Raw genomic sequence first — 21,985 nt, 5'->3', positions numbered from 1 at the left:
CCGTTTTAGAGCATGCCGGGGTTGCTCATTAGCTGCCAGGCAATGCTGAACATCATCAAGGCCACGCCCAGGTCGATAAAACGCCAGGTGCTCGGGCGCGCCAGCCAGGGGGCGAGCCAGGCCGCGCCCAGAGCCAGGCAGAAGAACCAGAGCAATGAAGCGCTGGCCGCGCCCAGGGCATAGGCGCCGGGTACCGGCTGTTGGGCGCCGAGTGAGCCGATCAGCAGGACCGTGTCGAGGTACACATGCGGGTTGAGCAAAGTCACCGCCAGGGCCGCCAGCAGTACGGCCTTGCGTGAGCGCGGGCCGCTGTCGGCGTTGTAGCCCATGGCCTGCGGGCGGCTGGCGCGCAGCAGGGCCTGAGCGCCATACCAGAGCAGAAAAGCCGCGCCGCCCCAGCGAGCGATGCCCAGCAGCAGCGGACTTTGCGCCAGCACAGCGGCCAGGCCGAAGACTCCGGCGGCCACCAGTAGGGCATCGCAAACCACGCAGAGCAGCGCCACCGGCAGGTGATGTTCGCGGCGCAGGCTTTGCGCTAACACGAAGGCATTCTGCGCACCGAGGGCGATGATCAGCCCTGCGGCGATCAGTAATCCGTTGCTGTAGCTTTGCCACATCTCGGTTACTCCGTCTGTGCACTGAGCTGTTGCAGAACCGCCAGTGCGCGCGGCCCATCGGCATGGGCGACGAACAGGTGATCGTGGTAGAAGCCGGCGATCACGTTGCAGCTGATCCCGGCTTGCGCCAGGGCGCTGGCAACGGCAGCCGTCAAACCGACGGCTTCCAGCGCCGAATGCACATGCAGTGTCAGCCAGGCGGCCACGTAGCTGAAGGGCAAGCCCAGATGCTCGGCTTGCTGGCGCTGCACGATCACCGTGAGACCTTCTGCTTCTTGAAAGCTGCCCAGCGATTGCAAGCCCTTCAGTTGCGCGGCATCGCTTAAACAGCAGAACACGTATGCGCCATCGTTCAACTGCGGGCTCATGCTGCGCAGTAGCGTTGTCAGTGAGGTTTCGCCGGCCATGCGGATTGCCTTATTCAGGGTGGGGATGCTGGCCAGTCTGCTGTGACTGGGTATATAAGAGAAACCAATAATCCTGATCTGTCATTAGGAATTCTTATTTTGTTGGATTACAAACTACTCGCCGCTTTGGCCGCTGTTGTCGAGCAGGCTGGCTTCGAGCGGGCGGCGCAGGTACTGGGTTTGTCGCAGTCGGCGGTGTCGCAGCGGATCAAACTGCTCGAGGCGCGCGTTGGTCAGCCGGTGCTGGTGCGTGCGGTGCCACCAGCGCCCACGGAAATTGGTCGGCGTCTGCTTAACCACGTACAACAGGTACGTTTGCTGGAACGTGATATTCAGGCGCAGGTGCCGGGGCTGGATGAGGGCGGTTTGCCGGAGCGCCTGCGTATTGCCCTAAATGCTGACAGCCTGGCCACCTGGTGGGCTGGCGCTGTAGGCGCGTTCTGCACCGAACAGCGCTTGCTGCTGGATCTGGTGGTGGAAGATCAGGAGGTCGGCCTCAAGCGCATGCGTGCCGGAGACGTGGCGGCCTGCGTGTGCGCCAGCGAGCGTCCCGTCGCCGGTGCCCGTGCCGTGTTGCTGGGGGCGATGCGATACCGCGCTATGGCCAGCCCAGGATTTATTGCCCGGAACTTCCCGACAGGCGTGACCGCGCAGGCGTTGGCCCACGCGCCGGCCATCGTATTCGGCCCGGATGATCTGCTGCAGCACCGCTATCTGTCCGGCCTCGGCGTGGAGGGTGGGTTTGCCCACCATCTGTGCCCGTCATCTGAGGGCTTTATCCGTCTGGCTCAGGCCGGGTTCGGCTGGGGGCTGATCCCGGAGCTGCAGGTGCAGGGTGAGATGGCCCGTGGCGAGCTGGTCGAGTTGATCAGTGATCGGCCAATCGATGTGCCGCTGTACTGGCACCATTGGCGCAATGGCGGTGAGTTACTGGGCGAGCTGACCCGCCATCTGCAGCAGCATGCGGCCACCTGGCTGGTGGCCGCTCCGGGCTAAAAGGTCAGAGCTGAAAGTGCGCCAACAGATGCTGCTGGTTGCCGGCGACATTTTGCAGATGCTCACCGCACTGGCGGGTATTGGCGGCGTTTTCCCGGTTGTCTGCGGTCATGGCGCTGAGCTGGTGCATATGCTGGTTGACCTCCTGGGTAGTGGCCGCCTGCTGTTCGGCAGCCGCGGCGATCTGGAAGGCCAGGTCATGTACGGCCTGGAGCGAGTGATCCAGATGGCCGAGTGAGCCCAGTACGGCTTGGGTCTCATCTTCCAAGGCGCGGGCTTGGGCGGTAGAGCCTTGCATGCTGGCCAATGCTTGCGCAGACGAGTTGCCAAGGGTGCCGATGATCTGCACCACCTCTTCGGTGGCAGTGCGGGTGCGCATAGCCAGGCTGCGCACCTCATCGGCAACCACGGCAAAGCCACGGCCCTGCTCGCCGGCGCGTGCCGCTTCAATGGCGGCATTGAGGGCCAATAGATTGGTCTGCTCGGCGATGGCGCGAATCACCTCCAGTACTGAGGCGATCTGTTGGCTATTGCCGGCCAGGGTCTGCACGACCTGATCGGCCTCGCGCAGACCACCAAGCAGTTGGTCCTGGCGGCCGATCATGCGCTGCAGGGTGCCTTGCATCGTGGTGAAGGCGTGGCGTGCAGCTTGGCTGCTGTCGGCACTCTGGCTGGCGCTGGCGGCAATTTCCTGCACGGTGGCGGCCATCTGATCGACCGCACTGACCACCATCTCCAAAGCTTCCTGCTGTTGGTCAAGGCGTTGGCTGGTCTGCCCGGCGGCATTGAGAATATCGCCGCTGGCATGACCCACGGCATTGCTGGCCTGGCGCAGTTGTTCGATCACCACGCGCCATGCATTGGCCATATCGTGCAGGGCGTGCATCAGGCCATTGCCCTGGCCGGGCTGCTGACTGATGCGCAGCTCGCCGGCGGCCAGACGTTGTGCCAGCTGAGCCATGGTGCCCGGCTCGCCGCCCAGTGGGCGCATCACACTACGACTGACCAGCCAGGTAGCGAACAGCACGGCGGCGATGGTCAGCAGGGCGAGTAGTAGGATTTGCCACATCAATTCGTGCACCGGAGCAAATGCCTGGGCCTGGTCCATTTCGGCGATCAGCGCCCAGTGCTGGCCATCAAACTCCAGGGGGACAAAGGCCTTCAGTGCAGGCTGACCGCTCAGCCCCGTTTCTGCCAGTTGCCCTTGCTCGCCGTTCAGTGCACGGGTGATGGCGTCGCCCTGCAGAGCGCTTGGGCGCTGTTCGGTGCGCTGCACCTGATGCTCACTGAAACGCGCGGAGTCCGAACGCAGCAGACCGTCGGCGCCGACCAGGTAGGTTTCGCCGGCGTCGCCGAGGCCCTGGCGGGTCTGCATGACGTTATTCAGCGGTGCAATTGGCAGTTCGAGCATCAACAGCGCAATCAGCTCACCTTCGCTGATCACTGGGTTGATCAGAAACTGGCTTGGCTCACCGGTTTGCGGGTTGATCGTTAGGTCGCTTATCAGGCTGGCCTGACGGTTCAGTCCAGCACTGGCCAACTTGCCCATGGGCAGCTCACGCCATGCGCCCTGAGTGAGATTCTGCTGATAATCATCGCCGCGCAGTACGCTGAAGATCACAGTGCCGTCGCTGGCGATCAACTTCAGCTCGCGGTAGCCGTAAGTCTGGATAAAGTTCTCGTAGATCGGCCGGTCGTAATTGGAGGCGCTGATCAGCGCCATTCCAGTCAGCCCGCCGTAACTGGTGCCCAGGTTGTTGGCCAGGGTGCTGAGCTGGTCGCGGCGCGCCTGCAGGTTGTCCAGTAATTGTGCTTGTTTGATATTTGCTACAGCCTCAAGTGAGTTAAGTGTTTGCTCCTGCAACGCCTTGCTGGCTTGCCAATACACCGTGAGGGCCATAGCCAGCACGGGAAAAAGCCCAATAAATAAATAGCTCAGGGCAAGCTTTAGGCGTAGCGGCATATCCAGAGGCTCCAGGCAGACGGCGTTAACGGATGGTCGTGTTGATTATTCTGCAAGGATCGTGCGAATTGCTTGACGGTCGCGTAAATAAAATCGATCGCAAGCCTAAGGGCGGCTCGAAAACCATCTACTGAGGGTGTGTGGCAACGCTTGGCCGCCTGACAGGCGAAGGGCGAGGTGACGATTGGTCAGGCTGAACCTGGCGCAATATGGTGCGTTACCTTGCGCTTATGGGGCGGAAGGTAACCATGTTGAAGCACGCTCGTTTGGCAACGGTCCGCTAGTTGATGTTGACCTTGCCCGAGCCCGGCAGCTGTTCCACGCAGCGCTCGCCAAGCAGCTTGGTAGGGGTGAAATAGCCGCCGGGACCGCTGTAATCGAGTAAGTGCCGCACGGCCAGCAGGGCTCCGTGCACGGTGACGTCGTAGCCATTGGCGGTTTCCAGGCGCGCGGTTTTTACCTCACCGGCTGCATTGCGCGCCTCGCCCCAGAGCCAGGTGCGCTGACGTGCGCGGCTGCTTTCATCGGGGCCGCTGACGCGTTTTTCGATCAGCCGCTTGAGCCAGTTCTGCACCGCATCCAGGCCCAACAGGGCGCGCAGCGGGTCGATCAGGCGCATGACAATCGCGGCCGCTGTCGGTGTCGGCAGGTACACCTCGATATTGTCGATGCCGGTGGAGTGGTAGGCGGTGGAGACATCGCCCCAGGGAATCGTCACCGCCGGTTTTTCACCACGGCCGAAGTTGATGGCACGGCGTTTATAGCCCAGCGGCACATCGGTGATCACGCCTGCGCGACGTACCTTACCGCCAAACTTCAGACCTTCCACCGAGGTTTTCGCCGTACCGGGCGACAGCCCGCTGCCAGAGTCGAAGCCCAGCGCCAGGTGCGTGGCATCGGGCAGGGCCTGGTGCAGGCAAGCGGCGAGGCAATCGCTGGGGATCACATCGAAGCCCACGCCGGGGCAGACCACCACACCCAGCTCGCGGGCTTGCTGATCACGCTGGTGAGCGGCTTCAAACACGCTGATTTCGCCGGTGATGTCGACATAGTGGGTGGCGCTGGCCAGGCAGGCATCGAGCATCGGTGTGCTGGTGGCCGAGAAGGGCCCCGCGCAGTGTGCAACTACGGCAATATCCGCCAGAGCTTCCTTGGCGCGATCCAGTTGGTGGATATCGAATATCCGGCATTCCAGGCCCAGCAGGCTGCCCAGTGCGTGTACGGCGGCCGGGTTGCGTCCAGCCAGAATGGGCGTGAGTCCCTGGCGCTTGGCTTCGGCGGCGATCAAGTGGCCGGTGTAGCCGTTGGCGCCATAGATCATCCAGTGCATGGCCATCCCGTTGTCCTCCAATGCTGTGATGTTGGGGCACAGCTTAGCGGTTACCGCAGCGTGTGCGTGCCTATCGCAGGGTGTGTGCAGTCGTTGTTCTGGCTTGCAATGCCACGGCAGCACCCTTCGTGCGCTGCTAGAGTGGCCTGCAATCACGGCAAAGGGGGCGGCAATGAAGATTCTGGTAACCGGAGCCAGTGGCTTTATCGGCGGGCGTTTCGCCCGCTTTGCCTTGGAGCAGAGCCTGAGTGTGCGGGTCAACGGTCGGCGTGCCGAGGGTGTTGAGCATCTGTGTGCGCGTGGCGCGGAGTTTGTCCAGGGCGATCTGTCCGACCCGGAACTGGTGCAGCAGCTGTGCCGGGATGTCGAAATGGTGGTGCACTGCGCCGGCGCGGTCGGCGTCTGGGGGCGTTACGAGCATTTCTATCAGGCCAATGTCACGGTCACCGAAAACGTGGTCGACGCCTGCCTGAAACAGAAGGTGCGGCGCTTGGTGCACCTGTCGTCGCCGTCGGTGTATTTCGATGGCCAGGCGCATGTCGGTCTGCGTGAAGAACAGCTGCCCAAGCGGTTTTCCGATCACTACGGCAAAACCAAGTTTCTCGCTGAGCAGCAGGTGTTTGCCGCCCAGGAGTTCGGCCTGGAGGTACTGGCGCTGCGTCCGCGTTTTGTCACTGGGGCGGGTGACACCAGTATCTTTCCGCGCTTGATCAATATGCAACGCAAGGGGCGGTTGTCGATCATCGGCAACGGCCTGAACAAGGTTGATTTCACCAGCGTGCACAACCTCAACGAAGCGCTGATGAGCTGCCTGCTGGCGGCCGGCCCGGCGCTGGGGCAGGTCTACAACATCAGCAATGGCGCGCCAGTGCCGCTGTGGGATGTGGTCAATTATGTGCTGCGCAAACTCGATCTGCCGCCGGTCACTCGTCATCTGCCTTATAGCCTGGCATATGGCGCGGCGGCGTTGAATGAAGGTGTGTGCAAGCTGCTGCCGGGGCGACCTGAGCCGACCCTGTTCCGCCTGGGTGTGGCGGTGATGGCTAAGGATTTCTCCCTGGATATCAGCCGCGCGCAGCAGTATCTGGAGTATGAACCCAAGGCCAGTTTATGGAGCGCACTGGATGAGTTCTGCGCCTGGTGGCAGGCGCATCACCCGAGTTGACTGCCGGTAAACAGGTCTCAGGCGTAAACGCGCTGACCGCGATACATGCGCACCGAGGCGCTAGACGGGCGGTGTGCGTTTTCTTCCACCAGCAGCGGGTGTCCGGCCTGCATGCGTGGTGTGCTCGCAGGCTCGCCGAAGGGGCGGTCGCTGTATTGGGCTAGCAGTTGCCCCAGTTGCCGGGTTTCCTCACTGCTTGAGGTGAGACAGGCGCTGAGCATGCTGTTGATTGCATCCGGCTGGCTCATGCGGATGTCCACCGTCAATTCTTCGCGCAGCCTGCGGCGCAAGCTCATCATGCAATCCAGTACTTCTCTGTTCAGCTCCATGGACCTTTCCCCCGTCAGTACAAGTGGGCTGGGTGTCATCCATCCTGAATGCCACCGGCCTGGTCTCGCCGCGTTTCCCGCGTGCGGATCGCGCCTGCAACACCTTTGCTCCCTGGTGCTACGAAAACGTCGCAAATAGACAAGTGCAAAGCGCGTACCAGCTCACATTCTGCGGAACTGCGCGGCTTACAGCGGGTCGATGGCCTGAGCCGTGCCCTTCGTCGGTGCACCTTGCACTGGCATGGCGCGACACTGAAGCCCTGCGCGCGAATCGGTATACTGCGCGGCATTCTGCTACTGAAGGTTGACCCATGCGTAACGATGCCAACGACGAACTCGATCACGTGCCTAGCCTGCGGGCAGATCACCGCGATCACGATGACTATGCCGCCGAGCAGTCGGAGCCTGCGCGCAGCCCTGCCAATGGCCGTGCGGCGGCCGTTGCGCCGGTGAAGTCGGCCAGCACTGGCCCGCTCTGGGCGCTGGTTGGTGCCTTGATGATTGCCCTGGGTGGGCTCGGCTGGTGGAGTTTCCAGCAGATCAGCCTGATGGAGCAGCAACTGGTGGCGACCCAGGAAAGCTTTGCGCGCATCAGCGAGGAAGCCGCCGGTCGTATTCAGGATATTTCCGGCAAGGTAGTGGCTACCGAATCCTCGGTCACCAGCGGCAGTGAAGCGCTGAAGCTGCAGGTCAAGCAACTGGAAAGCAAATTGGCCGAGCTGAGCAAACAACAGCAGGGCGCCAGTGGGCAGAACACGGAACAGAGCAAGCGCCTTGAGCAACTGGCCGCGCAGCTGAAAGGCCAGGAAGGTGGTGGCGAAAAGCTCGAAGCCACTCTGAAGAAGCTCACTGCCGAGCAGGCCGCGCTGAAAAGCGAGCAAGCCACCCTGAAAAGCGCACTGGCCGGGCAGAGCAAGTTCGACGAGAAAATTGCCGGTCTGCGCAGCGAGATCGATGCGCTGAAGAAACAGGGTAATTCCAGCCAGGCGATTGCCCGTGTGGAGCAGGACCTGCTGGTGTTGAAAAGCGACCTGGAAACCCGTTCCGCCGGCAGCAGCACCGCCGAGTTCGATGCCTTCCGCGCGCAGATGAGCCGCAATATCAGCACCCTGCAGGCGCAGGTGCAGAATTTGCAGCAGCAGATCGACGCACGCTGAGAACCAGCGTCGGATCTGCTGCGCGTCGGCCCTGCGGCGTTAAAAACCGGCTCGGAATGCTCATGTACAAAAGTACACTCCGCTTCCTCGCCGGTTTTTGCCTTGCAGGACTCTAGCTCGCGAGATCCGAAACAAGTTCTAAAGTTGCAGCAACGAAAAAGCCCGCCAATTGGCGGGCTTTTTTATGCAGGTTTTATCACCGCGTTACAGTGTTGGGTAGTCGAGGTAGCCGACCGGGCCTTTGCCGTAGAAGGTTTCCGGGTGCGGCGTGTTCAGCTCGGCATCCTGCGCCAGGCGCGCCGGCAGGTCCGGGTTGGCGATAAACGGAATGCCGAAGGCCACTGCATCGGCTTTGCCTTCAGCCAGCCAGGCATTGGCTTGATCCTTGGTGAATCGCTCGTTGGCGATAAACACGCCGCCGAAGGCTTGTTTCAGGCTTGGCGACAGGCTGTCGTCAGCTTCCTTCTCACGGGCGCAGATAAAGGCGATGCCGCGTTTGCCCAGTTCACGGGCGACGTAGGTGAAGGTCTCGGCGCGGTTGGCGTCGCCCATGTCATGGCTGTCGGCACGCGGTGCCAGGTGCACACCTACGCGGCCAGCGCCCCAGACTTCAATCGCTGCATCAGTGACTTCCAGCAGCAGGCGTGCGCGGTTTTCCAGGCTGCCGCCGTAGCGGTCGGTGCGCTGGTTGGTGCTACTCTGCAGGAACTGGTCGAGCAGGTAACCGTTGGCACCGTGGATTTCTACGCCGTCAAAGCCGGCGGCCTTGGCGTTTTCCGCGCCCAGGCGATAGGCCTCGACGATGTCGGCGATTTCTTCAGTTTCCAGGGCGCGCGGGGTGACGAAGTCCTTCATCGGGCGCACCAGGCTGACGTGACCCGCCGGCTGGATGGCGCTCGGTGCGACCGGCAGTTGACCGTTCAGGTAGATCGGGTCGGAAATGCGCCCAACGTGCCACAGTTGCAGGACGATCTTGCCGCCTGCAGCGTGCACGGCCTTGGTCACATTGCTCCAGCCGCGTACCTGATCATCCGACCAGATGCCGGGGGTGTCCGGGTAGCCGACGCCCATCGGGGTTACGGCCGTGGCTTCACTGATGATCAGGCCGGCGCTGGCGCGCTGCACGTAGTACTCGGCCATCAGCGCATTGGGTACGCGGCCTTCATCGGCGCGGCAGCGGGTTAGCGGGGCCATGATGATGCGATTGTTGAGTTGCAGATCGCCAATCTGGATCGGGTCGAAAAGTGTGGTCATGGGACGGTCCTCTCAGGTTATTCGTTGAGTGCAAGTTCGGGTTCAGGGCTACGGGTACTGAAGGTCAGCAGGGTGGCCAGCAGCGCCAGTACAGCCAGGGCTGCAGCGGCCAGGGGTACGCGGGTCAGGCCGAAGCCTTCGGCGATCACCAGGCCGCCAACCCAGGCGCCGAGGGCGTTGCCGAGGTTGAAGGCGCCAATATTCAGGGTCGACACCAGGTTCGGCGCGCCGCTGCCAAAAGCCACCACATTGACCTGCAAGGCCGGCACGGCCGCGAAGGCGGCGGTGGCCCAGAGGAACAGGGTGATTTCGGCGGGGATCAGCGCCTGGCTGGTCCAGCTGAACAGGGTGGAAATCACCGCCATGGCGACGAATACGCCGATTAGGGTGGCTTTCAGGCTGCGGTCGGCCAGGCGCCCGCCGAGCACGTTGCCCAGGGTCAAGCCAAGGCCGATCAACAGCAGGGTCCAGGTTACGCCGTTGGGCGATACGCCAGTGACTTCGCCAAGCAGCGGCGCGATGTAGGTGAACAGGGCAAACATCGCCGCAGAGAACAACACCGTGGTGCTCAGCGCCAGCCATAAGCCGGCACCGCGCAGGGCGCGCACTTCACTGGCGAAGTCGGCCTTGGTTTCATCGGTTTTGCTCGGTAATACTCGCCACAGGCCAATCAGGGCAATCACGCCAATCAGGGTCACGGCCCAGAAGGTCGAGCGCCAGCCGGCGTACTGACCCAGGGCGGTGCCCAGTGGCACGCCCAGCACGTTGGCCAGGGTCAGGCCGGTAAACATCAAAGCGACTGCTGACGCGCGGCGATTGGCCGGCACCAGGCTGGCGGCCACCACCGAGCCGATACCGAAGAAGGCACCATGGCAGAGGGCGGTGATGACCCGGGCGAGCATGAGCATCTGGTAATCGCTGGCCAGGGCGCAGAACAGGTTGCCGGCGATAAAGATGCTCATCAGCGTCAGCAGTGAGGCTTTGCGCGGCCAACTGGCGGTGGCCAGGGCCATAAACGGTGCGCCGATTGCCACGCCCAGGGCGTAACCGGTGACCAGCCAACCGGCGCCGGGAATCGACACGCCGAGGTCGCCCGCCACTTCTGGCAGCAGGCCCATGATGACGAATTCCGTGGTGCCGATGGCAAACGCGGACAAAGCGAGGACGAGAAGCGCTGCAGGCATGCCGTCAGCTCCTGAAAAAAGTGAATGTAAAAGTTGGTTTAGAGCGCTTGGCTGATATGGTTAAGGAACGCCTGGATGGTCTCTTCATTGCGTTTGAAGAAGTTCCACTGGCCGACCTTCTTGCTGCTGATCAGGCCGGCGCGCTGCAGAGTTGCGAGGTGCGCAGAGACCGTCGATTGCGACAGACCTGTACGCTGGTCGATCTTGCCGGCGCATACGCCGATTTCCAGCGGATGATCCTGGTCGGCGAAATATGCCTGTGGGTCCTTTAGCCAGTGCAGGATGTCGCGCCGCACCGGATGGGCCAAGGCCTTGATCACTTCATCGATGTCGAGTTGCATGCGGGTTATCCCCTGTGTGCTATAACGCCATATCGCGATGGGGCGAACTTTATATCGGCTGCTGGCGATATACAGATCGTTCGTGGCGATAGTCATCATCACGGCGGCTGATGTGTAAGCTGTGGCCATGAATTACCTCGCACATTTACACCTCGGCGGCGACGCACCGGCACAACTTCTGGGCAGTCTGTATGGCGATTTCGTCAAAGGGCCGCTGGCCGGGCAGTGGCCGGCGGATATCGAGGCGGCGATCCGTCTGCATCGGCGCATCGATGTGTTCACCGACAGCCACCCGCTGCAAGCGCAGGCACGGGCGCGTTTTGCCATTGAGCGGCGCCGCTACAGCGGCATCTTGCTGGATGTATTTTTCGATCACTGCCTGGCGCTGAATTGGGGCGACTATGCCGCCGAGCCATTGCCGCGCTTTACCGGGCGGGTTTATCAGGTGCTGGCCGCCGAGCCTCAGTTGCCCGAGCGCTTGGCGCTGATCGCGCCACGCATGGCCGCACAGGATTGGCTGGGCAGTTACCGCGAATTTGCCGTGCTGGAGCAGGTGGTCGCGGGGATTGATCGGCGGCTGTCGCGGCCTGGGTTGTTGGCGGGCGGTGCGGCCGAGCTGGAGCGGCTGTATCAGCCGCTGCTAGAGGATTTTCGCCAGTTCTATCCCGAGCTGCAGGCCTTCGTGGCGCGCGAGCGTGGACTCGTTGATTAAGCGGCCCGGCTTTCTTCCTCGCGTAGTTCAGCTGTGCCAAACAGCGCCTGGCTGATCGCTTGCTGCGCCGCGCGAGCCAGGGCATTGCGGTTTAGCTCACGGCTGGCAATCGGTGTCAGCAGCTGGATCTGCACTTCACCCAACTCGCTGCCGAGCAAGCGCAGCAGGTGCGAGAGCATGTCGTCATCGCCGATAAACGGCGCCACGCTGCAGGGTTTGCCATCACGCAGGTAACGGATGGCCACTGGCTGTATGTAAACCCCGCTGTCGATCGCGCTGCTCAGCAAGCGGCCGTGGAAGGTGCGCAGTCCCAGCCCATCAGTGGTGGTGCCTTCGGGGAAGATCAGCAGGTTACGCCCGCGTTGTAAGTGGTTGCCCAGCTGTTGGCTGAGCAGGCCGCTATCACCCGAGCCGCGGCGTATAAACAGGGTGCCGGCCTTGTGCGCCAGCCAACCGGCCACCGGCCAGGTGCGTACCTCGGCCTTGGACAGGAAGGACAGCGGAGTGAGCATGCCGAGCAGCGGAATATCGGTCCAGGACACGTGGTTGCTGACCCACAGCATCGGCTGGCGCGGCAGCTCGCCCTGCACCTGCAAGCGGAATGGCAGCGCTCCTGCCAGGCGCGCGAGAAACCAGCGAGTCAGGCGCTGACGGGTTGGCATCAGGTCATGCTGCACCAGCCGTTCGAGCAGGGTGATGCCTGCCGCCAGCAGGGTGCCGAAGCTGATCACCAGCAGCAGGCGCGCCAGGCGCAGGTACAAACGCACTTTCTTCATCGAACACTCTCGCGACAAAAACACAAACGCCGGCACTGTCTACAGAGTGCCGGCGAGTTGTGCAACATTGCTCCGACCTGCTGTTAAACAGCAGCTTTGAAGTGCCGTGCATAGCGCGGGCACAGCTCGTCACGCTTGAGCAGGATAAACACGTCAGCGACCTGGAAATCCTGGTCCCAGCACGGCTCGCCACAGATCTTCGCGCCCAGGCGCATATAGGCCTTGAGCAGCGGCGGCATTTCGGCGATCACGTTGCTCGGCACATCCAGCGCCGGCAGCGGAGTTTTCGGTTCGGCGCGCAAATGTTCGGTGCACAGGTAGCGTTCGCGTAGGCGCTGCATGATCGCCTGGGCCTGGATGCCACCGTCCTGCATGGAGATGCTGGCGCAGCCCATCAGGTAGCGGTAACCGCCTTCGTTAAGCACTTCGGCCAACTCGCCCCAAAGCACGGCGATGGTTGCGCCGTTGCGGTAGGCCGCGTCGACGCAGGTGCGGCCGATTTCCAGCACCGGGCCTTCGAGGTGCGGCAGGCCGTGCAGGCTGAATTCTTCTTCGCTGTAGAAGCGCCCCAGGCTGGCGGCAGCGCGGTGGTCGAGCAGGCGGGTAGTGGCCACCAGCTCACCGCTGTTGAGATCACGCACGCCGATGTGTTGGCAGTGAATGTCGTAGTCATCCATGTCCAGGCCCAGTTCGGCACCCTTGAGCTTGGCATCGAATTCGGCGCTGAATACGCGAAAGCGCAGCGCCTGGGCTTCGCGCAGGGCGGCAGCGCCGTGTAAGCGCTCGGCCTGCAGGCGACGAGCTGGGGTGGTGCGGTCGCGGGTGATTGCCATTTGGGTCATGCCGTCATCTCCATTTCGGCCGTGTGAAAACTACTGCGCTCGGTTATGCCGCGTTGAAAGCAACCTCGGAATGCTCATGTACAACTCGTACACTCCGCTTCCTCGCTTGCTTTCGCCTTGCCTAACCTTCGCTCGCGACGTTTTCACTTGGCCTAGTTAGCCGGCTTTTTGCCTTGCAGCCGGTCGATCTTGTTGGGCAAGCTCAGGCTAGGTAGCGGCGGTGTCACCTCCGTGAATCTTTGGTGATGCTTGTGTGACAGTGACTTCGATAACCCCAACAAGGAGCAATGCATGCCCTGGCAACAGTTGTTGAGCCCGCAAACGCGTCTGCCGGTCGCGGGGCTGGAGGAGTGGTACGCCAGCCTGCTGGAACGCATCGGCCACCCGGCCCCGTTGCAGCTGGCCTTGCTCGGAGGACGACTGGCGGCGACACCGGGGCTGGCGTTTCTCGCCGGTTACCAGGGCGCATTGCGCGCACTCTGGCCGGCAGCGCCCTGGACCCTGGGCGCGTTGTGCGTCACCGAAAACCGCAGCACCCGCCCGGCTGATATGACGACGCGGATCGATGCGCTGAGCCTTGATGGCCGCAAGGATTTTGTCACCGCCGCCGAAGCCGCTGACTGGCTCTTGGTGGCTGCGCGTGAGGAAGCTGGCGATGCGCCGGTGCAGCTGGCCCTGGCCCTGGGCGTGGTGCGCAATGGCGCGCCGGGTGTGCAGATCGAGACGCTGCCAGCGTTGCCGTTGATGCCGGATGTCAGCCATGGCCGTCTGCATCTGCAGGGTGCGCAGTGCGAACGTCTGCCCGGCGATGGCTGGGATGACTACGTAAAACCTTTCCGCACATTGGAAGACACTCACGTGCTGGCGGCGCTGACCGCCTGGCTGTTTGGTGTGGGCCAGGAGTCGGCCTGGTCGCAGGCCCTGCAATTGCGCTTGCTCGGCTTGCTGGCCGGCTGCGCGGAAGTGGCGCGGCAATGCCCAAGTGCGGCGGGCAGTCACGTGATGCTGGCTGGGCTGTTTGCCCAGTTCGACAGCCTGCGCCCTGATTTGGGCAACGCCTTTGCTGCGGGTGATGCGCATTGGGCGCAGCTCTGGCAGCGCGACAAAGGCCTGCTGGCGATTGCCGGCAGCGCGCGCAGTAAACGTCTGCAGAAGGCGCAGGCTGTGCTCGGCATCAACCTTTAACTCGGCATGGCGTGCCGGCTTGATCCAGATCAGTAAGGCTGAGCCGCTGCGTCAGTAAGCTCGCGGGCTTTCGGGAGAGAGCCTGCCATGCGACGCGAGCCCATAGTGCTGTTCGATAACGGCGAGCATCAATGCATGATGTTCGATGATCTGGTCAGCGGGGAGGGCGTGCAGTCCAACCAGTTTCTGATCACCGACAACGAGCAGTACCTGCTGCTCGATCCGGGCGGCGATCTGACTTACACGCCGTTATCGCTGGAGCTGTCCAAGCACATCCCGGTGCAGGACCTGACTTACATCTTTGCCTCGCACCAGGACCCGGACATCATCGCCTCGCTGGACAAATGGCTGCTGCACACGCGTGCGCGGGTGATCTGCTCCAAGCTCTGGGCGCGTTTTCTGCCGCATCTGACGGCCAACTACCTGGCACTCAGCCGTGGCATCAACACCTTTGACCGGATCATCGCGCTGCCAGATCGCGGCCAGTCGTTTGCCCTGGGCAAATGCACGCTCAAGGCGGTGCCTGCGCACTTTCTCCACTCGGTGGGCAACTTCCAGCTGTATGACCCGGTGAGCAAGATCCTGTTTTCCGGCGATATGGGCGCCTCGATGGTTGATGACGCGCACCCGGTGAGCGACTTCGTCAACCATGTGCCGAACATGCTCGGCTTTCACCGACGCTATATGGCCAGTAACAAGGTCTGCCGCCTGTGGGCGGCGATGGTCCGAGAGATGGATGTGGCGATGATCGTGCCGCAGCACGGCCGGCCTTTTGTCGGCGCGGAAATGATCAATGCCTTCCTCTACTGGATCGAGAACCTGGAGTGCGGCATGGATCTGATGGGGCCGGAAGATTTCCGTTTGCCTAAATAAGTGCGAGCTTGAAGTCTGCTGCGCGTCGGCCCTGCAGCGTTAAAAACAGGTTTCTCGTTCGCGAGACTTTTAACAGCTTTTCGCACAGTGACTTTTCGCGCCGAATCACCGGCTAAACCGGCGTGTTCGGCGCTTTTTGTCGTCATCAGCGCCATGCTACGGTGCCGCCTTCGATCCCAGCAGAGGCGGCTCTATGTCCTTTACTCCCTTTCCCGCGCGGCGGCTGATGCTGGCGTGCATCTTCGCCCTAGGCTGCGCCACGGCGCACGCCGAGAATTGGCCTGGCAACGACTGGGACAGCCAGTTGGTCGCGCCCAGCGCCGCGCTCAGCGAGCTGGAAAACTATGCCTTCCCGGCCCGCGATGACGCCACCCGCAAGGGCGTACGTACCGATGCCCTGTTGGTGATCCGCGATGGCCAGGTGGTTTACGAGCGCTACGCCGCGCCGACCACTGCCGCCACGCCACACCTGACCTGGTCGATGGCCAAAAGCCTGTTGGCCACCACCATGGGTGTGGCCTATGGTCAGGGCCTCTTCCGTCTGGATGCGCCGGTGGCGGATTACTACCCGCCGTTTTCTGCACACCCGCAGATCAAGGTCGGGCATTTGCTCAACTGGGCCTCGGGCCTGGATTGGCAGGAAGACTATGAATATGCGCCGCTGAAATCCTCGGTGGTGGCAATGCTCTATACCCGCGGTCGCAGTGATATGGCGGCGTTCACCGCCGCGCACAGCGCCGATGCCGAGCCGGGCGAGCGCTTCCGCTATTCCAGTGGCGATACCAACGTGCTCGCCGCTGCGTTGAAAAACATCGTAGGCGAAGCGGCTTACGCCGATTACCCCTGGACTGCATTGTTCGATCCGCTCGGCATTACCACTGCCGTATGGGAGCGTGATGCCGCCGGCACCTTTGTTGGTTCTTCCTACGTCTATGTGAGCGCCCGCGACCTGGCCCGTGTCGGCCTGCTGATGCAGCACGATGGTCGCTGGGGCGAGCAGCAGTTACTGCCAAAGGCCTGGGTCGACTTCAACCGCACGCCCTTTGCCAACTACCAGCCAAAAGCCGACAAGCCCGGCGAAGCAGTACCGGGCGGCCAGTGGTGGCTGAACGCGGCGGTAGCCGGTGCGGGCAGGCCGTGGCCGGATGCGCCGGAGGATACTCTGGTGGCGTCCGGGCACTGGGGGCAGGGCTTGTATGTGATCGCCAGCAAGAACCTGGTGATCGTGCGCTATGCCGATGATCGCGATGGCAGCTTTGATCGCAACCATTTCCTCAAGTTGGTTCTCGCCGCGTTGGCCGATGAGGTGCAGCCATGATTCGTCGTCGTCCGTTCAGCAGCCTGTTGTTGCTGATTGTGCTGTTGCTCGCTGCTCTTGCCTGGCAGAACCGCGCACACCTGCAAGCCTTCCCCGGCATCATCGGCGCCTACTCGGCCAAGGAATATTGTTCGTGCCGCTATGTGGCGAACAACCCGGCCGACTACTGCGAGGCGTATGTGGCGCAGTATGTTTCGCTCTCCGGCTTTTTCGACGACCAAGCCAACAAGCGTGTGACCGCGCGCGGCCTGGGCAGCACCCAGAGTGCTCAGTGGCTGGGCTCGCGTCAGGGTTGCCAGTTGTTACCGCAGGCTGCGCCGCTGCCGTAACAGGGTGGCGACCTGTTCGTCCCGCCGGCAGGGTTTGCAAGGCCCTGCTGGGCGGCTATGGTGGCGTCTCCATTCCCCATGCGTGAGACGCAATGCGCAGAATCAACTGCAACGTGAACTGTCATGCCGCATAACGTCTTTCCTTGGCGCCGCGGTAACGCACTGACGCTGCTGATCGACGGGCCGCAGTTTTTCGTGCAGATGCTGGCGCGCATCGACGCCGCGCAGCGACAGGTCGAACTTGAACTCTATCTGGTGGAAAGTGGAGCCTGTGGCAAAGCCCTGCTCGAGTCGCTCTGCACGGCGGCTCAGCGTGGTGTTGCCGTGCGCTGTTTGTTGGATGCCTTTGGCGCGCAGGGGCTGCATGCGGCGGATCGTCAGCTTCTGCAGGCGGCCGGCGTGCAGGTGCAATGGTACAACCCGCTGCGCTGGAAGCACGGCGTGCGCAACTTTCACCGTGATCACCGCAAGCTGCTGCTGGTCGATGGGCAATTTGCCTTTGTCGGCGGTACGGGCGCGACCGATGAATTCTGGCAGCCGGAGCAAGACAGCAGCCGTTGGCATGAAGTCATGGTGGAAATCAGCGGGCCGCTGGTGGCCGACTGGCAACAGTTGTTCGAGCGTCAGTGGCAGGCGTCTCAGGCGTGGATCGCCTGGCGACCGCGCATGCCGTTACGCCTGAAGAATCTGCCGGCTTTGCCAGCGCTGGGGCAGGGCTTGGGTCGGGTGGCCTTTGCCGATGCGTCGCAGCACCGCGACATCCTGCTCTCTCTGGTGCGCGCCTTACGTGGCGCCAAGCAGCGTATCTGGTTGGCTACACCGTATTTCCTGCCGACGTGGCGGGTACGCCGCACCTTACGCCAAGCGGCCAAACGGGGTGTAGACGTGCGCCTGCTGCTGGCCGGGCATCACACTGATCATCCGCCGGTGCGCTTTGCCGGGCAGCGCTATTACGCCAGTCTGCTCAAGGCTGGGGTGCAGATCTTCGAGTACCAACCACGGTTTCTGCACCTGAAGATGGTGCTGGTGGATGACTGGGTCAGTGTCGGTTCCTGCAACTTCGACCACTGGAACCTGCGCTTCAATCTGGACGCCAACCTCGAAGCGCTCGATCCTGCCTTTACCGCCAGCGTGGCGGCGAGCTTTCAGGCGGACTTTGCCGATAGCCAGGAAATCACCCTGGCCGATTGGCGCGCACGGCCCTGGTGGCGCCGGCTGCAGCAGTCCATCTGGGGCGCGCTGGATCAGTTGCTGGTCAACCTGCTCGATCGTCGCCGCTAACCCGCACTTTTCGGCCCGCACTTTTGTCTGGTGTAGGCCGGGCAGGGCGCCGCTATGCTCGGCCTATAACTCGAATAAGGATGCTGTCGATGCGTGGTCTGCCCTGGCTTGCGGTGCTGTTGGTGGTTGCCTTGAGTGGTTGCTCGACCCCTGGGGCGTTCTTTGGCGCCACCGAGGGCGAAGCGTTTCGTGAGCATGTGCTCAGCGATGACAACCACGCGCTGGTTTACTTCTACCGCCCGCAGAGCGACTGGGCGGATCAGGAGCTGGAAGCTCCGGCGCTGTTTCTGAACAACGCGCGTATCGGCAGCCTGCCGAGCAATGCCTACATGGTGCTGGAGTTTGATATCGCCAGTTATCAGCTGGAAATGCGCCGGCCTTTGTTTGGCACGCACTGGACCTTCTTCGCTGACGGTCCGCTGGACTTCACCCTGATCAGCAGCTTTACCCTGGACGCCGAAGCCGGTGGTATTTACTACCTGCGCTATGACGAACTCAACCCGCCGCCAGTCAATGAGCAGGCAGTCAGCCAGGGTGATGGCCCGCTGCAACTGGTGTCCCGCGAAGTGGCCGCAACAGAAATCAGCACTACCCGTGAGATCCAGCCTTTCGAGCGCATTGCAGCCAGCGGCGAAACCGAGCGCATGCAGCGCAGCTTCTGGCGCAAGGTCGGCAAGTCGCTGGATAAGATCGGCATCTAAAACGCAACGGGCCAGCGCAAGGCTGGCCCGTTACCGCAACGTGAGCATGGCCATTGCGGCCATGCGTCGATCCTTTTAGATCAGCTCAACCGCTACAGCTGTAGCTTCGCCGCCACCGATGCACAGCGAGGCGATGCCGCGCTTGCCGCCGGTGTTCTTTAGCGCGTTGATCAGGGTCAGGATGATCCGCGAGCCGGTGGAACCTACCGGATGGCCCTGGGCGCAAGCGCCTCCGTAGACGTTGACCTTGGCGTGATCCAAGCCGTGTTCACGAATAGCCAGCATGGTGACCATGGCGAAGGCTTCGTTGATCTCGTACAGGTCAACGTCGGCCTTGTCCCAACCGGTTTTCTTCAGCAGGTTAGTGATCGAGCCAATCGGCGCGATGGTGAACTCGCTTGGGTCCTGGCTCTGCGTGGCATGGGCAACGATCTTCGCCAGCGGCGTGAGGCCACGTTTGGCGGCTTCTTCAGCGGTCATCAACAGCAACGCCGAGGCGCCGTCGGAGATCGAGCTGGCGTTGGCCGCGGTGATGCTGCCGTCCTTGCGGAAGGCCGGTTTCAGGCCGGGGATTTTCTCCAGATTAGCGTTCAGCGGCTGCTCGTCATCCTTGACCACGACATCGCCCTTACGGCCGCTGACGGTGATCGGGACGATTTCCGCATCCAGCGCACCGCTGGCGATGGCGGCCTGGGCGCGTTTCAGCGACTCGATGGCGTAGGCATCCATCTGCTCACGGGTGATGCCGTACTGGTCAGCGGTTTCCTGGGCGAAGGAGCCCATCAGGCGGCCGGTGCGTGCATCTTCCAGGCCGTCGAGGAACATGTGGTCCTTGATCTCGCCGTGACCCATGCGCAAGCCTGCGCGGGCCTTGGTCATGATGTAGGGCGCGTTGGACATGCTTTCCATGCCGCCGGCGATCATCACGGTGTTGCTGCCGGCTTTGAGCGAATCAAACGCCATCATCACCGCTTTCATGCCCGAACCGCAGAGCTTGTTGATTGTGGTGCAGCCGGTGGCAGCGGGCAGGCCAGCGTTCAGCGATGCCTGGCGCGCCGGGCCCTGCTTGAGGCCAGCCGGCAGCACGCAGCCCATGATTACTTCCTGCACGTCGGCAGGAGCAATGCCTGAACGCTCAACTGCCGCGCGAATGGCGGCCGCACCCAGGTCAACCGCAGCAATGCTCGACAGGCTGCCTTGAAAACCACCCATCGGCGTACGTGCGCCGCTGACGATGACGATATCGGACATCGGGAAACTCCTCGTTTTTGTATTAGGTCGCAGGTCACACACATCGAATGCGAGCGTTCGATTCTACTGCGTGACTAAAAATGCCCAAAGAGTCACACAAAAAATCATTCTTTGGGCTGATTTGAGCCGGCTGCTAGGCCTCTAGATTGGGCCCACTGAAAAAACCAACAATAGGTATCGCCATGCTGCAGACCCGTCTGATTGCTCCCGCTGACAATGCTCACAATGCGCCGCTGCTGATCAAGCGGCTGCTGCTGTCGGGCATTCGCTACGAGAAAACCCGCGAAATCGTCTACCGCGATCAGCTGCGCTACAGCTACGCGACCCTCAACGAGCGTGTGGCGCGCCTGGCCAATGTGCTCACCGAGGCGGGGGTCAAGGCCGGTGACACCGTGGCCGTGATGGACTGGGATAGCCACCGTTACCTGGAGTGTATGTTCGCCATCCCGATGATCGGTGCCGTGCTGCACACCATCAACATCCGCCTGTCGGCGGATCAGATCCTCTACACCATGAACCATGCCGACGATAAGTTCGTGCTGGTCAACAGCGAGTTCGTACCACTGTACAAAGGTATCGAAAGCCAGCTGACCACGGTGGAGAAGACCATCCTGCTCACCGATGCGGCTGAGAAAACCGCCGACTTGGGCGGCCTGGTCGGTGAATACGAAAACCTGCTAGCCGCCGCCAGCCCGCGCTACGACTTCCCGGATTTTGACGAGAACTCGGTCGCCACCACCTTCTATACCACCGGCACCACCGGCAACCCCAAGGGTGTGTACTTCAGCCACCGCCAACTGGTGCTGCACACCATGGCCGAAGCCAGCGTGCTGGGTAGCCTGGACAGCATCCGCCTGCTGGGCACCAACGATGTGTATATGCCGATCACCCCGATGTTCCATGTGCATGCCTGGGGTATCCCATATGTGGCCACCATGCTGGGGATCAAGCAGGTCTATCCCGGTCGTTATGAGCCAGATCTGCTCTGCCGGCTGATTAAAGATGAAAAGGTCACCTTCTCCCATTGCGTGCCGACCATTCTGCAGATGGTGTTGGCCGCACCAGGCGCTCAAGGCCATGATTTTGGCGGTTTGAAGATGATCATTGGTGGCAGCGCGCTGAATCGTTCGCTGTATGAGGCCGCCAAGGCCCGGGGCATCCAGCTGACTGCCGCGTATGGCATGTCGGAAACCTGTCCGCTGATTTCCTGTGGCCATATCAACGATGAGCTGATGGCCGGTAGTGAAGATGAACGCACCACCTACCGCATCAAGGCCGGCGTGCCGGTGCCATTGGTGGAAGCGGCAATCATGTCTGCCGACGGCACCCTGTTACCTGCTGATGGCGAAACACAGGGCGAACTGGTGTTGCGTGCGCCGTGGCTGACTCAAGGCTATTTCCGTGAGCCGGAGAAGGGGGCAGAACTGTGGGAGCACGGTTGGCTGCACACCGGTGACGTGGCGACCATCGATGACTTCGGCTTTATCGATATTCGCGACCGCATCAAGGATGTGATCAAGACCGGCGGCGAGTGGATTTCCTCCCTGGAGCTGGAAGACCTGATCAGCCGTCACCCGGCAGTACGTGAAGTAGCGGTGGTCGGTGTGGTCGATCCGCAGTGGGGCGAGCGGCCGTTTGCCCTGTTGGTATTGCGCGAAGGTCAGAGCTTGGATGCCAAGGGCCTTAAGGAACACCTCAAGCCTTTTGTCGATCAGGGCAGCATCAACAAATGGGCGATACCATCGCAGATTGCCCTTGTTACCGAAGTTCCCAAGACCAGCGTCGGCAAGCTGGATAAGAAACGTATTCGCTTGGATATCGCCCAGTGGCAAGCATCCGGCAGCCCATTTCTATCCACAGTCTGAACACCTTGTGTTACGGGCGAAGCGCATGCCTCGCCCGTTGAGTTTTCAGTCTCAACGCTAGTTGTTTAGGGGCTTCCAGGGGGACGTTAAACAATTTACCGGGGCGGGT

The 21,985-nt window shown here is 62.0% G+C and carries 22 protein-coding genes; 11 read left to right on the top strand and 11 right to left on the bottom strand.

Going from position 1 to position 21,985, the window contains the following annotated elements; all coding sequences use genetic code 11:
• Positions 1–5: 5 nt before the first annotated feature.
• The gene (locus ALTER154_RS04475; protein ID WP_160085423.1) at positions 6–617 is read right to left on the bottom strand and encodes a LysE/ArgO family amino acid transporter; all 612 of its coding nucleotides are present in this window, start codon (positions 615–617) and stop codon (positions 6–8) included.
• A gap of 5 nt (positions 618–622) precedes the next feature.
• Positions 623–1,024, bottom strand: a complete 402-nt coding sequence (locus ALTER154_RS04470; RefSeq protein WP_160085422.1) for an ACT domain-containing protein — start codon at positions 1,022–1,024, stop codon at positions 623–625.
• A 90-nt stretch (positions 1,025–1,114) separates the two neighbouring features.
• Between ALTER154_RS04470 and ALTER154_RS04465 the strand changes: the two genes are divergently transcribed.
• Positions 1,115–2,020, top strand: a complete 906-nt coding sequence (locus ALTER154_RS04465; RefSeq protein ID WP_256665683.1) for a LysR family transcriptional regulator ArgP — start codon at positions 1,115–1,117, stop codon at positions 2,018–2,020.
• Between the two features lie 4 nt (positions 2,021–2,024).
• Here the strand turns inward: ALTER154_RS04465 and ALTER154_RS04460 are convergent, their stop codons facing one another.
• On the bottom strand, positions 2,025–3,983 hold the full coding sequence (locus ALTER154_RS04460; RefSeq protein ID WP_160085420.1) for a methyl-accepting chemotaxis protein: 1,959 nt from the start codon (positions 3,981–3,983) through the stop codon (positions 2,025–2,027).
• A 280-nt stretch (positions 3,984–4,263) separates the two neighbouring features.
• Positions 4,264–5,319, bottom strand: coding sequence for a trans-acting enoyl reductase family protein (locus ALTER154_RS04455; RefSeq protein ID WP_160085419.1), 1,056 nt, complete (start codon positions 5,317–5,319; stop codon positions 4,264–4,266).
• A gap of 166 nt (positions 5,320–5,485) precedes the next feature.
• Between ALTER154_RS04455 and ALTER154_RS04450 the strand changes: the two genes are divergently transcribed.
• Positions 5,486–6,478 (top strand): NAD(P)-dependent oxidoreductase, encoded by a 993-nt coding sequence (locus ALTER154_RS04450; protein WP_160085418.1) that lies wholly within the window; start codon positions 5,486–5,488, stop codon positions 6,476–6,478.
• A gap of 17 nt (positions 6,479–6,495) precedes the next feature.
• On the opposite strand, the gene ALTER154_RS04445 is transcribed toward ALTER154_RS04450, so the two are convergent.
• The gene (locus ALTER154_RS04445; protein WP_090249018.1) at positions 6,496–6,807 is read right to left on the bottom strand and encodes a hypothetical protein; all 312 of its coding nucleotides are present in this window, start codon (positions 6,805–6,807) and stop codon (positions 6,496–6,498) included.
• Positions 6,808–7,118: 311 nt separating this feature from the next.
• Between ALTER154_RS04445 and ALTER154_RS04440 the strand changes: the two genes are divergently transcribed.
• Complete coding sequence (locus tag ALTER154_RS04440; RefSeq protein ID WP_160085417.1) at positions 7,119–7,964, top strand: ATPase; 846 nt, start codon at positions 7,119–7,121, stop codon at positions 7,962–7,964.
• A gap of 204 nt (positions 7,965–8,168) precedes the next feature.
• On the opposite strand, the gene ALTER154_RS04435 is transcribed toward ALTER154_RS04440, so the two are convergent.
• The 3 genes from ALTER154_RS04435 to ALTER154_RS04425 are packed head-to-tail and all read right to left on the bottom strand — an operon-like array spanning position 8,169 to position 10,743.
• Positions 8,169–9,218 carry an alkene reductase gene (locus ALTER154_RS04435; RefSeq protein WP_090249014.1) on the bottom strand — a complete coding sequence of 350 codons (1,050 nt, stop codon included), beginning with the start codon at positions 9,216–9,218 and terminating at the stop codon, positions 8,169–8,171.
• A 17-nt stretch (positions 9,219–9,235) separates the two neighbouring features.
• Complete coding sequence (locus ALTER154_RS04430) at positions 9,236–10,402, bottom strand: MFS transporter (protein ID WP_160085416.1); 1,167 nt, start codon at positions 10,400–10,402, stop codon at positions 9,236–9,238.
• Positions 10,403–10,440: 38 nt separating this feature from the next.
• Positions 10,441–10,743 carry a helix-turn-helix transcriptional regulator gene (locus tag ALTER154_RS04425; protein WP_090382593.1) on the bottom strand — a complete coding sequence of 101 codons (303 nt, stop codon included), beginning with the start codon at positions 10,741–10,743 and terminating at the stop codon, positions 10,441–10,443.
• A 127-nt stretch (positions 10,744–10,870) separates the two neighbouring features.
• On the opposite strand from ALTER154_RS04425, the gene ALTER154_RS04420 reads away from it, so the two are divergent.
• A complete protein-coding gene (locus tag ALTER154_RS04420) occupies positions 10,871–11,455 on the top strand; it encodes an ACP phosphodiesterase (RefSeq protein WP_160085415.1) in 585 nt (194 codons plus the stop codon).
• Here ALTER154_RS04420 and ALTER154_RS04415 read toward each other — a convergent pair.
• A complete protein-coding gene (locus ALTER154_RS04415) occupies positions 11,452–12,231 on the bottom strand; it encodes a 1-acyl-sn-glycerol-3-phosphate acyltransferase (protein WP_160085414.1) in 780 nt (259 codons plus the stop codon). The genes ALTER154_RS04420 and ALTER154_RS04415 overlap by 4 nt on opposite strands.
• A gap of 83 nt (positions 12,232–12,314) precedes the next feature.
• Positions 12,315–13,073 carry an L-ornithine N(alpha)-acyltransferase gene (gene olsB, locus ALTER154_RS04410; protein WP_090249004.1) on the bottom strand — a complete coding sequence of 253 codons (759 nt, stop codon included), beginning with the start codon at positions 13,071–13,073 and terminating at the stop codon, positions 12,315–12,317.
• Between the two features lie 291 nt (positions 13,074–13,364).
• Between olsB and ALTER154_RS04405 the strand changes: the two genes are divergently transcribed.
• The 6 genes from ALTER154_RS04405 to ALTER154_RS04380 all read left to right on the top strand — a co-directional run bounded on the left by ALTER154_RS04405 (position 13,365) and on the right by ALTER154_RS04380 (position 18,760).
• On the top strand, positions 13,365–14,258 hold the full coding sequence (locus ALTER154_RS04405) for an acyl-CoA dehydrogenase (protein ID WP_160085413.1): 894 nt from the start codon (positions 13,365–13,367) through the stop codon (positions 14,256–14,258).
• An 87-nt stretch (positions 14,259–14,345) separates the two neighbouring features.
• Positions 14,346–15,131, top strand: a complete 786-nt coding sequence (locus tag ALTER154_RS04400) for an MBL fold metallo-hydrolase (RefSeq protein WP_090249000.1) — start codon at positions 14,346–14,348, stop codon at positions 15,129–15,131.
• Between the two features lie 226 nt (positions 15,132–15,357).
• Positions 15,358–16,449 (top strand): serine hydrolase, encoded by a 1,092-nt coding sequence (locus ALTER154_RS04395; protein WP_256665682.1) that lies wholly within the window; start codon positions 15,358–15,360, stop codon positions 16,447–16,449.
• Positions 16,446–16,778 carry an amidase gene (locus tag ALTER154_RS04390; RefSeq protein ID WP_160085411.1) on the top strand — a complete coding sequence of 111 codons (333 nt, stop codon included), beginning with the start codon at positions 16,446–16,448 and terminating at the stop codon, positions 16,776–16,778. Before ALTER154_RS04395 ends, ALTER154_RS04390 begins: the two co-directional genes overlap by 4 nt.
• Before the next feature lie 123 nt (positions 16,779–16,901).
• Entirely contained in the window at positions 16,902–18,059 is a 1,158-nt protein-coding gene (locus ALTER154_RS04385) for a phosphatidylserine/phosphatidylglycerophosphate/cardiolipin synthase family protein (protein WP_160085410.1), read from the top strand.
• A gap of 89 nt (positions 18,060–18,148) precedes the next feature.
• Positions 18,149–18,760 (top strand): DUF2846 domain-containing protein, encoded by a 612-nt coding sequence (locus ALTER154_RS04380; RefSeq protein ID WP_160085409.1) that lies wholly within the window; start codon positions 18,149–18,151, stop codon positions 18,758–18,760.
• 75 nt (positions 18,761–18,835) lie between these two features.
• On the opposite strand, the gene ALTER154_RS04375 is transcribed toward ALTER154_RS04380, so the two are convergent.
• Entirely contained in the window at positions 18,836–20,011 is a 1,176-nt protein-coding gene (locus ALTER154_RS04375) for an acetyl-CoA C-acyltransferase (RefSeq protein WP_160085408.1), read from the bottom strand.
• A gap of 182 nt (positions 20,012–20,193) precedes the next feature.
• On the opposite strand from ALTER154_RS04375, the gene ALTER154_RS04370 reads away from it, so the two are divergent.
• Positions 20,194–21,876: a fatty acid--CoA ligase gene (locus tag ALTER154_RS04370; protein WP_160085407.1), complete on the top strand. Its 1,683-nt coding sequence runs from the start codon at positions 20,194–20,196 to the stop codon at positions 21,874–21,876.
• The last annotated feature ends 109 nt before the right edge of the window (positions 21,877–21,985 follow it).

The organism is Pseudomonas sp. 9AZ (genome assembly GCF_902506525.1).
Classification (GTDB): Bacteria; Pseudomonadota; Gammaproteobacteria; order Pseudomonadales; family Pseudomonadaceae; genus Aquipseudomonas; species Aquipseudomonas peli.
This window is presented reverse-complemented; position numbering and strand designations above follow the sequence as displayed.

Excerpts from the sequence above, each read along its gene's own strand:
- ALTER154_RS04370 (WP_160085407.1), top strand. The coding sequence starts at position 20,194 with ATGCTGCAGACCCGTCTGATTGCTCCCGCTGACAATGCTCACAATGCG.
- ALTER154_RS04385 (WP_160085410.1), top strand. The coding sequence starts at position 16,902 with ATGCCGCATAACGTCTTTCCTTGGCGCCGCGGTAACGCACTGACGCTG.
- ALTER154_RS04440 (WP_160085417.1), top strand. The coding sequence starts at position 7,119 with ATGCGTAACGATGCCAACGACGAACTCGATCACGTGCCTAGCCTGCGG.
- ALTER154_RS04380 (WP_160085409.1), top strand. The coding sequence starts at position 18,149 with ATGCGTGGTCTGCCCTGGCTTGCGGTGCTGTTGGTGGTTGCCTTGAGT.
- ALTER154_RS04445 (WP_090249018.1), bottom strand. The coding sequence starts at position 6,807 with ATGGAGCTGAACAGAGAAGTACTGGATTGCATGATGAGCTTGCGCCGC.
- ALTER154_RS04375 (WP_160085408.1), bottom strand. The coding sequence starts at position 20,011 with ATGTCCGATATCGTCATCGTCAGCGGCGCACGTACGCCGATGGGTGGT.
- olsB (WP_090249004.1), bottom strand. The coding sequence starts at position 13,073 with ATGACCCAAATGGCAATCACCCGCGACCGCACCACCCCAGCTCGTCGC.
- ALTER154_RS04475 (WP_160085423.1), bottom strand. The coding sequence starts at position 617 with ATGTGGCAAAGCTACAGCAACGGATTACTGATCGCCGCAGGGCTGATC.
- ALTER154_RS04430 (WP_160085416.1), bottom strand. The coding sequence starts at position 10,402 with ATGCCTGCAGCGCTTCTCGTCCTCGCTTTGTCCGCGTTTGCCATCGGC.
- ALTER154_RS04405 (WP_160085413.1), top strand. The coding sequence starts at position 13,365 with ATGCCCTGGCAACAGTTGTTGAGCCCGCAAACGCGTCTGCCGGTCGCG.
- ALTER154_RS04460 (WP_160085420.1), bottom strand. The coding sequence starts at position 3,983 with ATGCCGCTACGCCTAAAGCTTGCCCTGAGCTATTTATTTATTGGGCTT.
- ALTER154_RS04420 (WP_160085415.1), top strand. The coding sequence starts at position 10,871 with ATGAATTACCTCGCACATTTACACCTCGGCGGCGACGCACCGGCACAA.
- ALTER154_RS04415 (WP_160085414.1), bottom strand. The coding sequence starts at position 12,231 with ATGAAGAAAGTGCGTTTGTACCTGCGCCTGGCGCGCCTGCTGCTGGTG.
- ALTER154_RS04400 (WP_090249000.1), top strand. The coding sequence starts at position 14,346 with ATGCGACGCGAGCCCATAGTGCTGTTCGATAACGGCGAGCATCAATGC.
- ALTER154_RS04425 (WP_090382593.1), bottom strand. The coding sequence starts at position 10,743 with ATGCAACTCGACATCGATGAAGTGATCAAGGCCTTGGCCCATCCGGTG.
- ALTER154_RS04390 (WP_160085411.1), top strand. The coding sequence starts at position 16,446 with ATGATTCGTCGTCGTCCGTTCAGCAGCCTGTTGTTGCTGATTGTGCTG.
- ALTER154_RS04470 (WP_160085422.1), bottom strand. The coding sequence starts at position 1,024 with ATGGCCGGCGAAACCTCACTGACAACGCTACTGCGCAGCATGAGCCCG.
- ALTER154_RS04395 (WP_256665682.1), top strand. The coding sequence starts at position 15,358 with ATGCTGGCGTGCATCTTCGCCCTAGGCTGCGCCACGGCGCACGCCGAG.
- ALTER154_RS04435 (WP_090249014.1), bottom strand. The coding sequence starts at position 9,218 with ATGACCACACTTTTCGACCCGATCCAGATTGGCGATCTGCAACTCAAC.
- ALTER154_RS04455 (WP_160085419.1), bottom strand. The coding sequence starts at position 5,319 with ATGGCCATGCACTGGATGATCTATGGCGCCAACGGCTACACCGGCCAC.
- ALTER154_RS04450 (WP_160085418.1), top strand. The coding sequence starts at position 5,486 with ATGAAGATTCTGGTAACCGGAGCCAGTGGCTTTATCGGCGGGCGTTTC.